This is a genomic window from Lentzea xinjiangensis (genome assembly GCF_900110955.1).
In the GTDB taxonomy this organism is placed as follows: Bacteria; Actinomycetota; Actinomycetes; order Mycobacteriales; family Pseudonocardiaceae; genus Lentzea; species Lentzea xinjiangensis.
Map to the genome: position 1 here is coordinate 275,756 of NZ_FOFR01000007.1, position 12,621 is coordinate 288,376.

Annotated in this window: 11 protein-coding genes; 6 read left to right on the top strand and 5 right to left on the bottom strand. The window is 72.0% G+C overall.

What is annotated here, in order from left to right; translation table 11 throughout:
* Window positions 1–19 precede the first annotated feature (19 nt).
* From BMW88_RS18290 to BMW88_RS18300, 3 genes are all read left to right on the top strand, one after another.
* Window positions 20–985: an aldo/keto reductase gene (locus BMW88_RS18290; protein ID WP_089952083.1), complete on the top strand. Its 966-nt coding sequence runs from the start codon at window positions 20–22 to the stop codon at window positions 983–985.
* Between the two features lie 157 nt (window positions 986–1,142).
* Window positions 1,143–1,850 (top strand): YncE family protein, encoded by a 708-nt coding sequence (locus tag BMW88_RS44430; RefSeq protein WP_425434661.1) that lies wholly within the window; start codon window positions 1,143–1,145, stop codon window positions 1,848–1,850.
* The gene (locus BMW88_RS18300; protein WP_089952085.1) at window positions 1,835–2,047 is read left to right on the top strand and encodes a DUF5703 family protein; all 213 of its coding nucleotides are present in this window, start codon (window positions 1,835–1,837) and stop codon (window positions 2,045–2,047) included. The genes BMW88_RS44430 and BMW88_RS18300 overlap by 16 nt, the downstream gene beginning before the upstream one ends.
* A gap of 330 nt (window positions 2,048–2,377) precedes the next feature.
* Here BMW88_RS18300 and BMW88_RS18305 read toward each other — a convergent pair whose 3' ends face one another.
* Window positions 2,378–3,316 (bottom strand): aldo/keto reductase, encoded by a 939-nt coding sequence (locus tag BMW88_RS18305; RefSeq protein ID WP_177221168.1) that lies wholly within the window; start codon window positions 3,314–3,316, stop codon window positions 2,378–2,380.
* Window positions 3,317–3,489: 173 nt separating this feature from the next.
* Between BMW88_RS18305 and BMW88_RS18310 the strand changes: the two genes are divergently transcribed.
* From BMW88_RS18310 to BMW88_RS18320, 3 genes are all read left to right on the top strand, one after another.
* Window positions 3,490–4,215: a helix-turn-helix domain-containing protein gene (locus BMW88_RS18310; protein ID WP_089952086.1), complete on the top strand. Its 726-nt coding sequence runs from the start codon at window positions 3,490–3,492 to the stop codon at window positions 4,213–4,215.
* A 45-nt stretch (window positions 4,216–4,260) separates the two neighbouring features.
* Window positions 4,261–7,899 (top strand): nSTAND1 domain-containing NTPase, encoded by a 3,639-nt coding sequence (locus BMW88_RS18315; RefSeq protein ID WP_089952088.1) that lies wholly within the window; start codon window positions 4,261–4,263, stop codon window positions 7,897–7,899.
* A 186-nt stretch (window positions 7,900–8,085) separates the two neighbouring features.
* A complete protein-coding gene (locus BMW88_RS18320) occupies window positions 8,086–8,529 on the top strand; it encodes a hypothetical protein (protein WP_089952090.1) in 444 nt (147 codons plus the stop codon).
* On the opposite strand, the gene BMW88_RS18325 is transcribed toward BMW88_RS18320, so the two are convergent.
* The 4 genes from BMW88_RS18325 to BMW88_RS18340 all read right to left on the bottom strand — a co-directional run bounded on the left by BMW88_RS18325 (window position 8,510) and on the right by BMW88_RS18340 (window position 12,616).
* Complete coding sequence (locus tag BMW88_RS18325) at window positions 8,510–9,601, bottom strand: hypothetical protein (protein ID WP_143116130.1); 1,092 nt, start codon at window positions 9,599–9,601, stop codon at window positions 8,510–8,512. The two genes, BMW88_RS18320 and BMW88_RS18325, sit on opposite strands and share 20 nt — an antisense overlap.
* Window positions 9,602–9,615: 14 nt before the next feature.
* Window positions 9,616–10,449, bottom strand: a complete 834-nt coding sequence (locus tag BMW88_RS18330; protein ID WP_089952094.1) for an alpha/beta fold hydrolase — start codon at window positions 10,447–10,449, stop codon at window positions 9,616–9,618.
* Window positions 10,450–10,512: 63 nt separating this feature from the next.
* Window positions 10,513–11,289 carry an SDR family oxidoreductase gene (locus tag BMW88_RS18335; protein ID WP_089952096.1) on the bottom strand — a complete coding sequence of 259 codons (777 nt, stop codon included), beginning with the start codon at window positions 11,287–11,289 and terminating at the stop codon, window positions 10,513–10,515.
* Window positions 11,290–11,299: 10 nt separating this feature from the next.
* Window positions 11,300–12,616 carry a M20/M25/M40 family metallo-hydrolase gene (locus BMW88_RS18340; protein ID WP_089952098.1) on the bottom strand — a complete coding sequence of 439 codons (1,317 nt, stop codon included), beginning with the start codon at window positions 12,614–12,616 and terminating at the stop codon, window positions 11,300–11,302.
* Window positions 12,617–12,621: the final 5 nt, after the last annotated feature.

A 12,621-nucleotide genomic window follows, 5' to 3' on the forward strand; every position in this document is an offset into this window, starting at 1 on the left:
ACCCCTTAGCATCCCGCACGTGGAACAGCGATACCTCGGCCGCAGCGGCCTGCGCGTCTCCAGAACAGCACTGGGCACGATGACGTGGGGCCGCGACACCGACCCGGACGAGGCCGCCACCCAGCTCATGGCCTTCACCGACGCCGGCGGCACCCTCGTCGACACCGCCGACGTCTACACCGAAGGCGAAGCCGAACGCATCCTCGGCAGCCTCCTCGACGAAGTCGTCCCCCGCGACGAACTCGTCATCGCCACCAAAGCCGTCGCCCGCCGCACCGACGGCCCCTTCGGCGGCGGCGCCTCCCGCGGCGCCCTGCTCACCGCCCTCGACGGATCACTGCGCCGCCTCGGCGTCGACCACATCGACCTCTGGCAACTGCACGCCTGGGACGCCGGCGTCCCCGTCGAAGAATCCCTCTCCGCCCTCGACCAGGCCATCTCCTCCGGCAAAGTCCGCTACGCCGGCATCTCCAACTACAGCGGCTGGCAACTCGCCACCGCCGCCATGACCCCCACCACCTACCCGCTCATCTCCACCCAGGTCGAGTACTCCCTGCTCGAACGCGGCATCGAACGCGAGGTCGCCCCCGCCGCACTGCACCACGGACTCGGCCTGCTGCCCTGGGCACCCCTCGGCCGCGGCGTGCTGACCGGCAAGTACCGCAACGGCACCCCACCGGACTCCCGAGGCGCGTCACCGCACTTCGCGGGCTACGTCGAACAGCACCGCAACGAGCGCGCCGCCCGGATCGTGCAGGCCGTCGCCACCGCGGCCGACGGCCTGGGCACCTCACCGCTGTGCGTCGCCCTGGCCTGGGTCCGCGACCGGCCCAACGTCGTCGCCCCCGTCATCGGCGCCCGCGACACGAACCAGCTCCTCGCGTCGCTCGAGTCCGAGCAGCTCACCCTGCCCCCGGCGATCCGGGCCGCACTGGACGACGTCAGCGCGATCGAGCTCGCCTATCCGGAACGCCCCATGCCCTGAGCCTCCTCTTCATTGCGCTTTGGGGTCTTCGCTTTCGTCTGCTTGCGTTCGCTTGGGCGTTGGTTTTGGTCAACACTGAAATAATAGAGAGTATTGGCAAGCAGGACCGGACGAGTTTCACCCCACCCCTTGCGTGACCTTCGGCCGAACGTCGTGGATGCTGGAAGTTCACGACGCGTCACAGGAGGACCCGATCTTGCGCCGGCTCGCTGCTCTGATCTTGACCACCGCCGCGCTGACAGCGTGCGGGCAGAGCGAGGGGCCCAGCGACCCGCTGCAGGTCGCGGAGACCCTCGAGGCCGCCAAGCCCGCCCACTCCCCCGCCCAGAACGCAGCCCTGCCCGGCGAGATCACACCCGGCGGCACGTTCACCGAGGGCGACACCACGCTGAAGTTCCAGGTCAACGGCCGCGACGTCCAGCTCGACCGGCTGCGCAGCGCGGTCTTCGAGATGACCACCGACGACCAGGGCGCCGAGGTCAGGGGCCCCGGCCTGCGCGCGGGTGACGGCGCCACCAACGCCGTCGCCGACCGCTTCGGCCGGCTGCTCGTCGTCGACACCCGCGGCGGCGAGTTCATCGCGTTCTCGATCAACCCGCTGATCATGCGTCAGCGCTACCCCGTGCCCGGCGCCCCCTACGGCATCGCCTACGACGCCAAGCGCGACATCGCGTGGATCACGCTCACCGAGCGCAACGAGGTCGTCGGGCTCGACATCGCCGGTGGGGAACCGACCGAGAAGCACCGGTTCCCCACCGTGCGCCAGCCCAACACGGTCAGCGTCGACCAGGAGACCGGACGCGTCACCGTGACGTCCGGCGACAACGGAGGGATACAGGTGATCTCGCCATGGACGAAGGGGTGATCGACGGGGACTGGGAGTACCGGCCGCTGCGCCTGCCGCCGGGCATCTCCCGCCGCACCGCGACCACGCAACTGACCATCCACGCCGAGTTCGCGGGCTGGGAGCTGTCCCGCACGCTGCTCTACGGCGACGGCTCCCGCAAGATCTGGCTGCGCCGCAAGCGCCAGCCCTCCCTGCTACCCGGCGTGATCACCTGAACGAGCAAGCCGAGGTCCTGGTGGCGTCGATCCGAAGGACCTCTTGACCGGGTCATCCGGCTGCTCGTGATCAACACTCCCCCTGGTCGTCCAGGACCACACCGGGGCACATCTGCGGCTGGCACCGGCGCCGCGGACCGCCCCGCTGCCCGAGGGACCCCGCCGAACAGCTCGACGCGCTGGTGCTCGGGGCGGCCGGCGCGGCGGGATCGACGTTGTCCCAGATCGCCAGGGCGGCGGGGCCGTGGTCTACGGCACCTCCAGCCCAGGCAGGTGCGCACCGTCGGCGGCGAACTGGTCCTGGTTCGGCAAGCCCGGTCCGCTGATCGCCTAAGCCCTGATCACGGCCTCACCGAACGCGAACGGGCTCGCCTCGCACTCCGCGATGAAGTCCGCCGGGAAGCCCCGCTCGAACGGGGCCGCCGCCTCCAGGCGCGCGACCGCTTCCGGCGGCAGCCCGACCTCGCCCAGGCAGTCGGCGACCTGTTCCGGTGTCCGCGCTCCCACCAGCGGCAACGCCCCGGACAGGCGCACCCACGCCAGCGCCACCTGAGCCGGCGTCGCCCCCAGCTCCTCCGCGACCGAGCGGACCGCCCACGCCGCGGTCTCCTCGGCCTGGCTGAGCTGCCCGGCCCGCTCGGTCCCACCGGACAGCTTCCCCGCGGCCAGCGGGGCCCACGCCGCCACGGTCAGCCCCATGCCCGCCGCCATCGGCAGCAGCTCCCGCTCCACGTCGCGCCGCAGCAGGTTGTACGGCACCTGCAACCCCGAGAACGCCGTCCAGTCCCGCCACTCCGCCAGCGTGTTCGCCCGCGCCACGAACCACGCCGGTGCGTCCGACACCCCGACGTAGAGCACCTTCCCCGCCCGCACCACGTCGTCGAGCGCCCGCATCGTCTCCTCCGCCGGCGTGTGGCGGTCCCACAGGTGCACCCACAGCACGTCGACGTAGTCGGTCCGCAACCGCCGCAACGACCGCTCCAGCGACAGCACCAGGTTCTTGCGGTGGTTGCCGCTCGCGTTCGGATCCCGCTCGTCCCGCGACAACGTGTACTTCGTCGCCACCACGAACCGGTCCCGCCGCCGCATCGCCGCGCCCAGGACCTCCTCGCTCTCCCCGTACGCCGAGGCCGTGTCCAGGAAGTTCCCGCCCGCGTCGGCGTACACGTCCAGCACCCGCCGCGCCACGTCCTCCGAGCGCAACGTCATGGTGCCCAGCAGCAGTTCCGAGACGCGCAGGCCGGTCCTGCCGAACAGTCGATATCGCATGATCCACAGCATCGCCGCACCCACGCCGGTCGAGGGAGACCGGCTCAGGGCCCCTCTCTCCCGCACGAGTCCGACGCCTCCGCACCACCGACGCAGCCGGGCGCCGACGCAGCCGGGCGCCGACGCAGCCGGGCGCCGACGCAGCCGGGCGTCGACGCCTAGACTCGGCGGTCATGGCCGACAACGCCCTGGGCCGCTTCCTGCGCGCCCGCCGCGAGGCGACCACCCCTCCCGCCGGCACCGGACGCCGCCGCACCCCGGGACTGCGCCGCGGCGAGCTCGCCGACCGCGCCGGGATCAGCGTCGAGTACCTCACCCGCCTCGAACGCGGTACCGACCGCTCCCCCTCCGGCCAGGTCCTCGCCTCCCTCGCCGACGCGCTCGCCATGACGGCGGACGAACGCGTCCACCTCTACCGCCTGATCAAGGCGGGCAGCACCTGCGCTCCCGCGCCGCCACCACCGCTGCGGCCGACCCTCCTCGCGGTGCTCGACTCCCTCTCCCCCGCCGCCGCCTGCGTGCTCACCCCGTCCGGCGACGTCCTCGCGTGCAACGAGGCGTTCCGCGCGATCTCGGGCATGGGCGAGGAGCGGAACCTGGTCCGCTTCACGTTCAGCCCGGAGGCGAAGGCCCACTACCCCGACTGGGACCGGATCGCCCACGACCGCGCCGCCGCGCTGCGAGCGGCCGCCGACCTCGGCGACCACGCCGCGGCCGTGCTCGCGTTCGAGCTGTCCATCACCGCCGGCGCCACCTTCACCGACCGCTACGACGCCGCGGCGGCCCTGCCCCCGGCCACCGGCACCGAACGGTGGGGCCCTGCTCTCCTGGTTTTCGAGACCTTGCACCTGCCCGGTGAAGGCGAACACCGGGTGATGGTTTATTTTAGTCAACACTGAAGCAATAGAGATAATCTAAATCGAGGCGGGTGAAAGAATCCCGGCATGCCCCGCCCGGAAAGACCGCTCGACCCGTTCGCCGGGCCCGTCGAACAGTTCGCCTTCGACCTGCGCAAGCTCCGCGAGAAGGCAGGCTCCCCCGGCTACCGCGAGCTCGGCAGGCTCAGCCACTACTCCGCGAGCACCCTCGCCGACGCCGCCCGCGGCCAACGGCTGCCCAGCCTCGCCGTGACGCTCGCGTTCGTCCGGGCCTGCGGCGGCGACGAGCAGACGTGGGAACGGCGCTGGCGCGACATCGCCGAGACGACCGCCGCGGAACCCGAGGGCCCCTCCCCCTACGTCGGCCTCAAGGCGTTCACCGAGCAGGACGCCGACCGCTTCTTCGGCCGGGAACGGCTCGTCGGCAAGCTGCTGGGCAAGCTGGAGCACCACGACACCGTCCTGGTCGTCGGCGCGTCCGGCTCGGGCAAGTCCTCGCTGCTGCGGGCCGGGCTGCTGGCCCGCAGGACCGGCCGGCTGATCACGCCGAGCACCTGCGAGCAGCTCCCCCGGACCGAGGAACTGCTGGTCGTCGACCAGTTCGAGGAGATCTTCTCCCTGCCCCACCGCGACGAGTTCATCGCCGACCTGACGGACCGCCGCCACCAGACCGTCATCGGCCTGCGCGCCGACTTCTACGGCCACTGCGCCCGCTACCCCGGCCTGGCGGGCGCCGTCGAGGACGCCCAGGTGCTGGTCGGGCCGATGACCACGGACGAGCTGCGCAAGGCCATCACGCAACCCGCGGTCGAGGTCGGCTGCGCGCTCGAGACCGGTCTCGTCGCCCGGCTCATCGCGGACGCCACCGGCGAACCCGGCGTGCTCCCCCACGTCAGCCACGCGCTGCTGGAGACCTGGCGGCGACGGCGCGGCAACACCCTCACGCTCACCAGCTACCACGAGAGCGGCGGCATCGCCCGCGCCGTCGCCAACACCGCCGAGCACGCCTTCACCGGCCTCGACGCCCAGCAGCGGCTCCGGGCGCGCCAGGTGTTCCTGCGCCTGGTCACGCCCGGCGACGGCACGGAGGACACCAAGCGCCGGGTCAAGCGGTCCGAGCTCGCGGCCGACGAGGTCGTCGAACACCTCGCGAAGGCCCGCATCCTCACCGTGGACGACGACAGCGTCGAGATCAGCCACGAGGCCGTGATCCGGAGCTGGCCGCGCCTGCGGGACTGGCTCGCCGAAGCGCGCGACGACCTGCGCGTGCACCGCAGGCTGACCACCGCGGCCGCCGACTGGGAGGCGCACGGCCGCGACGCCGGGTCGCTGTACCGGGGCGCTCCCCTCACCCAGGCCGCCGACTGGGCCCAGCGCGAGCCGGACGCCCTCAACGCCGCGGAGAAGGCGTTCCTCGACGCCAGCAAGGCCGCCGCCGAGCACGACCTGGCCACCGAGCGGCGCCGCACGACCACCCTCCGGCGCGTCGTCGCGCTGCTGGCCGCACTGCTGCTGGTGGCCACCACCGCGACCGTGTTCGCGGTGCGAGCGCAACGGCAGACCACGGAACAACGCACCAATGCGTTCGCCCAGAAGGCCATCGCCGAGGCCAACGGCCTGCAGGACCGCGACCCCGGTCTCGCCGCCCAGCTGCGCCTCGCCGCCTACCGGCTGAGCGGCCTCCCGGTCGCCCGCGACAGCCTGCTCAGCACGTTCGCCGCGCCCCAGGTCACCGTGGTCCGCGGGCACCGGGAGGCCGCGTCGTTCGCGTTGTTCAGCCCGGACGGCAAGGTCATGGCTACAGTCGCCGACGACAAGACGCTGATCCTCTGGGACTTCACCGACCGCCACCACCCCACCGAGCTCGGCCGCGCGCACGCCGGTGACGGCGCCACGCACGGCATGGCCTTCAGCCCCGACGGCCGCACGCTGGCCACCGCCGGCTGGGACGGCGCCATCCGCCTGTTCGACGTCTCCGATCCGCGCAGGCCCGTCGAGAAGGCCCGCGTCGTCGGCCACGAGGGCCAGGTGCAGGCCGTGCAGTTCACCCCGGACAGCCGCCGGCTGGTCAGCAGCGGGCAGGACAAGACGATCAGGGTCTGGGACATCGCCGGCCCCGCCACCCTCCTGCGCACGATCCAGGCCCACGAGGAGCTCGTGCACTCCATCTCGCTCAACCGCGCCGGGACCACCATCGCGTCGTCGTCATGGGACGGCACGGTCAAGCTGTGGGAGGCCGCGACAGGCGCGCACCTCGCCACGATCACCTCCCCCGACGTCATCGCGTTCGACGCGGTCGTCTTCCACCCCAACGGCCGGATGATCGCCACCGGTGCCGACAACGGCGAAGTGCGGCTGTGGGACGTCACCGACCCGCGCAACCCGGCGCCGCTCGGCCTGCTGAGCGGGCACATCTTCTCGATCCACGCCCTGGCCTTCTCCCCCGACGGCAGGTTCCTCGCGAGCGGCGGCGGCGACAAGACCACCCGGCTGTGGGACGTCACCGACCCCCGCGACGCACAGCTCGCCACCGCCCTGGCAGGCCACACCGACACGCTGTGGTCCGTGGCGTTCAGCCCGGACTCCCGGCACGCGGTCACCGCGACCACCGACGCCGAGGTGCGCGTCCTGGACGTCGCCAACCTCAACTACCCGCAGCACCGGCAGACCGTCTGGAAGATCGACTACGACCGGCGCGGGCGGTACTTCGCGACCGTCTCCTCCGACGGCACGATCAAGCTGTGGCGCCCGGAGGACCGGCACGCCGCGCCCATCGTGACGCTGCCCGAGCTGGCGGCCGACGACGAGGCGATCACCGTCGACCTGCACCCGGAGCGCGACGTCGTGTTCGGGGCCAGCAAGGCGGGCAACGTGCTGTGGGACGTCACCGACCGCGACCGGCCGCGCGAGCTCAGCAGGGCGATCACCGGGAACCTCATGATCGTCGGCGCCACGTTCAGCCACGACGGCAGGACGCTCGCCGTCTCCGAGTACGACGGCGTGATCGGGCTCTGGAACGTCAGCGATCCGGCCAACCCGGTGAAGACCGGCAGCTTCGCCGTCCCCAAGACCGACACCGTGTGGCAGGTCGAGTTCTCCCAGGACGACCGCACGATCGTCATCGCGAGCGGCAGCCGCGAGCTGCAACTGTGGGACGTCAGCGACCCGTCGGCGCCCAGGGCCCACCCCGCCCTGCGCACCGACGAGAACCCGAACCCCATCCGCCGCGGCGGTCAGGCCGGACGCGAGGAGGTCATGACCGTCGTGATCCACGGCAACGTCATGGCGTTCGCGAACATGGACAACAGCGGCGCGCTCTACGACATCAGCGATCCGTCACACCCGCGCAAGCTCGGCTCCCTGCCCAACGACGGCGGGCCGCTGCAACGCCTCGCCTTCTCCCCCGACGGCACCCTCATCGCCGCCGGGACCACCGACGACGTCATCCGCGTGTGGGACGTGCGCGATCCCCGCAACCCCCAGCTGCGGGCAGTGCTGCACGGACACACGGAACGGGTGTGGGGCGTGGCCTTCGCACCGGACAACCGCACCCTCACGACCGCCGGCGCGGACCGCACCGTCCGGGTGTGGGACATCGACGTCGAGGCCACAGCGGCCCGCGTGTGCGCCGCTACGACGGCGCACCTGTCCAGTCGGCACTGGGAGCAGTACTTCCCCGGCGTCGACCCGAGGCCTCTCTGCTGAACACCACCCTTCCCCCTCCTCGTCACCTCCTTTGTAGTGCGAAAACGTTGTTTGGTGTCGGTGCCCCGGCGCCTTACAACAACGTTCGTGCAACGGCGGTGACGACCGGGGGAAGGTGACTCTTCAGTCAACACTGAAACAATAAAATATACCGAACTTGTTGCGGATGTGATCAGATTCCGGGTCATGGAGCTCGTGCCGCACGAAGTCGGGGTTGCGCACAGCGCACTGCCGCACGACGAAACATCCGCCCGCGCCCTGCTCGCCGAAGCCGCGGCGCAGGGCCTGCACACCGTCGTCGTCACCGCTGACGAAGGTGACGACCGCGCCATCGCCGTCCTGCGCGAACTGCGCGCCGAATGGCATGCGGAGGGCGGTCGGATCACCGCCCGGCTGGACACGGACGCCCAGGGGCAGCTCGCGCACCTGTGGGGCCTGACAGCGGACGAGCGGGCCGCGTGGCTCGCCGCGTTCCCCCGCCACGACGACCCGAACTGGTGGATGCACCGCCTGCTGGTGCTCAACCACCACCCGGAGTGGGCGCCGCTCAAGGACTGGCTGGTCGACGAGCACGTGCGGCTCTTCGGCCGGCCGCCGGGCAGGCGCCGCTCTAGCGCGGCAGGCCGCTGAGGTCGGGCTGGCGCAGCCGCTGGATCCAGGGAACCGGGTCTTCCTTCGGGGTGTCCCGGTCCGGCTGGACCACGGCGAACGTCAGCACGCGCACCCTCGGCACCCCCACCGCGATCACGTCGCCGTGCGTGCCGGCGATCCACATGACGCCGGTGTCGGCGATGTTCGCGATCACGTCCAGATCCGTGACCACGAACTGCACGAGCGCGAGGCCGCCGGGCATCTCGGCGAGCCCGGCGACGTTCTGGTTGGGCTCCCACGGGAACAGCGTGATCGGCACCGGCGTCCACCGGTCCGAGTTCTCGACCGCCGTCACGGCGTCGCGGTACCAGCGGCCGATCTCGATCGAGACCGGGATGCCGAGCAGCCCCGCCCCGAGCAGCAGCCCGCCGACGACCAGCCCGGCCGGGGCGAGCGGGAACAGGCTGAGCAGCACCAGCACCCCGCCGGCACCCGCGGGCACCGCCGCCCACAACCACGCCCGCGCGCCCCACCGCAGACCCTGGTGCGCCCCGGCGACCGCCGGATCGTCCAGCGGCCGGCCGAGCGGCCGCTCCACGCGCTCGCGCGCGGGGTAGTCGCCGGTGTCGACCACGGCGTTCTCCATCTTCGCGAGCCCCGCCGCCCGGACGACCGCCTTGCCGTGCTCGTCCGGACCGCAGACGAAGACCTCCTGCCGCTCCAGCACCATGTCCGCGAGGTCGTCGAACCAGCCCTTGAGCACCAGCCCGTCCAGCAGCAGGCGGTCCGACACGTCCTCGGGCTGCTTCTCGGCGGCCGTGGCCCGGACCCGCCGCCACGGCTGCTCGAGCAGACCACGCCGCTCGGCGCGGGTGCCCGTCCAGTGGATCAGCGGCGTCAGCCCGCACGTGAGCGCGGCCAGGACCAGCACCGACATCGCACCGATGGTGCCCGGTGTCGTCGGCATGAACAGGCACGCCACCGCGGCCGCGGCCGCCACGAGCCCGACAACGCCGAGGGCTCTCGTCCCCCAGCGCAGGTCCTGCAGGATGAGACCGGTGGACCAGTCGTCCTTCGCGGGCACGTCCGTCCGCGGCTCCAGGTACTGCACCACCGGTCCCCCAGCTACGCCTTCGCGGCCACCTCGCGGATCAGGTTCGCGATCTCCACCGGCCGTTCCAGCGGAAGCATATGACCCGCGTCGGTGAGCACGACCGAGGTTCCGCCGAACTTGACCGCGTCCGTCTCGGGCACCAGCCGGTCCTCGTCCCCCACCACGGCGACCACGGTCTTCTCCTGGGCCACCATCAGCCCCGCCTCGCGGTCGTACCGGTCCACGGCGGGCCGGAACAGCGCGACCGTCTCCGGCCAGTGCCCCCACACCATGTCCGCGGTCAGCTCCACGTCCTCGTCCGCCGGCTCGTCACCGAACAGCCACCAGCGCAGCCCCGCGGTCTTGGTCGGCTCGATCTTCTCCCGCACCGCCCGCACGATCGGCCCGAACGCCCGCTCCAGCTCCCGCACGAGCTTGCCGAGCGCCTTGGGCCAGGCGAGCGAGGTCTCGCTCAGCCCGCTCGCCGCCATCGACACGAAGACGGTGCCCAGCACCCGTTGCCGGAACAGCCGCGGCCGCCGCTCGGCCATCGCCAGCGCCGCCATACCGCCCATGGAGTGCCCGGCGAGCACGATGTGCCCTTCCGGCACCGCGCGTTCGACCAGCTCCCCCAGGTCGTCGCCGAGCTGCTCGATCGTCGCCGACTCCTTGGTGGCGCCGGCCGACCTGCCGTGGCCGCGGTGGTCGTAGGCGATGACCTGGAAGTCCCCGCTCAGCTGCTCGACCACCTTGTGCCAGCTGCGGTGGTCGAGCGCGTAGCCGTGCGCCAGCACGACCGTGACCGGTGAGTCGGGGTTGCCCGCGCGCAGCACGTTGAGCTCGGTCCCGTCCTCCAGCAGCACCATGGGGTTCCTTTCGCCGTGTCGTCTGTTCGTCCTAACGAGACGACACGGCGAAAGGACACGGTGTTATGTCCGACCCAGCACGACATCCGGCGGCATCTGTCCCGGGACGCCGCGGAACCGGTAGGCCGACGCCTGCCCGCCGGGCTGGATGATCCACGCCTCCCCCGGCTGCCCCTGCGCGAGCACGACCTGCACCGCGTCGGCGATGTCGGAGGGCGTCAGCAACGGGAAGCCGACGGCGTCGAACTCCTCCCTCGCCGCTCCGAGCAGCAACGTGTCCACGAAGCCGGGGCACAGCGCCGAGACCACGATGCCCTCGTCCGCCAGCGCCTTGCCCGCCGCCCGCGCGTACCCGACGACCGCGTGCTTGGTGAGCGTGTACAGCGGATCCGCCGGCATCGCGGCCAGCCCGGCCAGCGACGCGGTGATCACGACCTTCCCGCCGCCCTGCCGCCGCAACGCGGGCACCGCGGCGCACAGCCCGTACACCACGTGGTCGACGTTGACGCCGACCAGCTTGCGGTAGCGGGCGACGTCCAGCGCGTCGTCGACACCGGCCTGCCCGCCGCCGATCCCGGCGTTGAGGTGCACGACGTCGAGCCGGCCGAGCTCCTCCTCCACCCGCTCGACCGCGGCGGGCATCGTCGCCGGGTCGGCGACGTCACCGCCCAAGGCGATGCCGTCCACCGCGGAGGCGACCCGCCGGGCGCCGGCGGCGTCGAGGTCGAGCACCGCCACCCGTGCGCCGAGCTTCGCGAGCCGGTGCACGACGGCGGCGCCGATCCCGCCCGCGCCGCCGGTGACCAGCGCGACCCGGCCGGTCAGGTCCACACTGGACATGGCATCTCCCTTAGCTGTTGCGCAGGAAGCGGTCGAGGACGCGGACGCCGAACTTGAGCGCGTCCACCGGCACGCGCTCGTCCACGCCGTGGAAGAGACCGGAGAAGTCGAGGTCCGGCGGCAGCTTCAGCGGCGCGAAGCCGAAGTTGCGGATGCCGAGCTGCTGGAACGACTTGGCGTCGGTGCCGCCGGAGAGCATGTACGGCAGCACGCGGGCGCCGGGGTCCTCGGCGATGATCGACGCCGTCATCGCGTCGACCAGGGCGCCGTCGAACGTCGTCTCCACCGGCGGCAAGCCGACCCACTCGCGTTCCACGTCCGGGCCGAGGAGCTCGGCGAGCTCGCGGTCGAACGCCTCCTCGCGGCCCGGCAGGATGCGGCAGTCCACAGTGGCCTCGGCCGTCGACGGGATGACGTTCGCCTTGTAGCCCGCGGACAGCATCGTGGGGTTCGCGGTGTCGCGCAGCGTCGCGCCGATCATCCGCGACAGCGCGCCGAGCTTGCCGATCGAGCCCTCGACGTCGTCGTCCGGGAACTCCAGGCCGGTGATCTCGCTGACACCGTCGAGGAACTCCCGCACCGACGGCCGGATGACCAGCGGCCACCTGTGCTGGTCCAGGCGCGTCACCGCGGCGGCGAGCTTCGCGACCGCGTTGTCGCGGTGGATCATGCTGCCGTGGCCGGCGGTGCCCTTGACCCGCAGCTTGAGCCAGCGGATGCCCTTCTCGGCGGTCTCGACCAGGTAGGCGCGGACGTCGTCCTTGAGCGTGACCGAGAACCCGCCGACCTCGCTGATCGCCTCCGTGACGCCCTCGAAGAGCTCGGGCCGGTTCTCCACCAGCCACTTCGCGCCGAACAGGCCGCCCGCCTCCTCGTCGGCGAGGAAGGCGAACACGATGTCGCGCAGCGGCACGACGTTCTCGCGCTTGAAGTGCCTGGCCAGCGCGAGCGTCATGCCGACCATGTCCTTCATGTCGACCGCGCCGCGCCCCCACACGTAGCCGTCCTGCACGGCGCCGGAGAACGGGTGCACCGACCACTCGGAGGCGTCGGCCGGGACGACGTCGAGGTGGCCGTGGACCAGCAGCGCACCGCGGCCGGGGTCCGCACCGGCCAGGCGCGCGACCACGTTGCCGCGGCCCTTCGCACCCGACTCGACGTAGGTGGTCTCGTAGCCGACCTCGGACAGCTTCTCGGCCACCCACTCGGCGGCCGCGCGCTCCCCCACCAGCGTCGCGGGATCACCGGTGTTGGTGGTGTCGATCCTGATCAGCTCGCTGACCAGTGCCACTGCCTCGTCCTGCGCCCGTGCCAGCGCGTTCTCCACTGTGC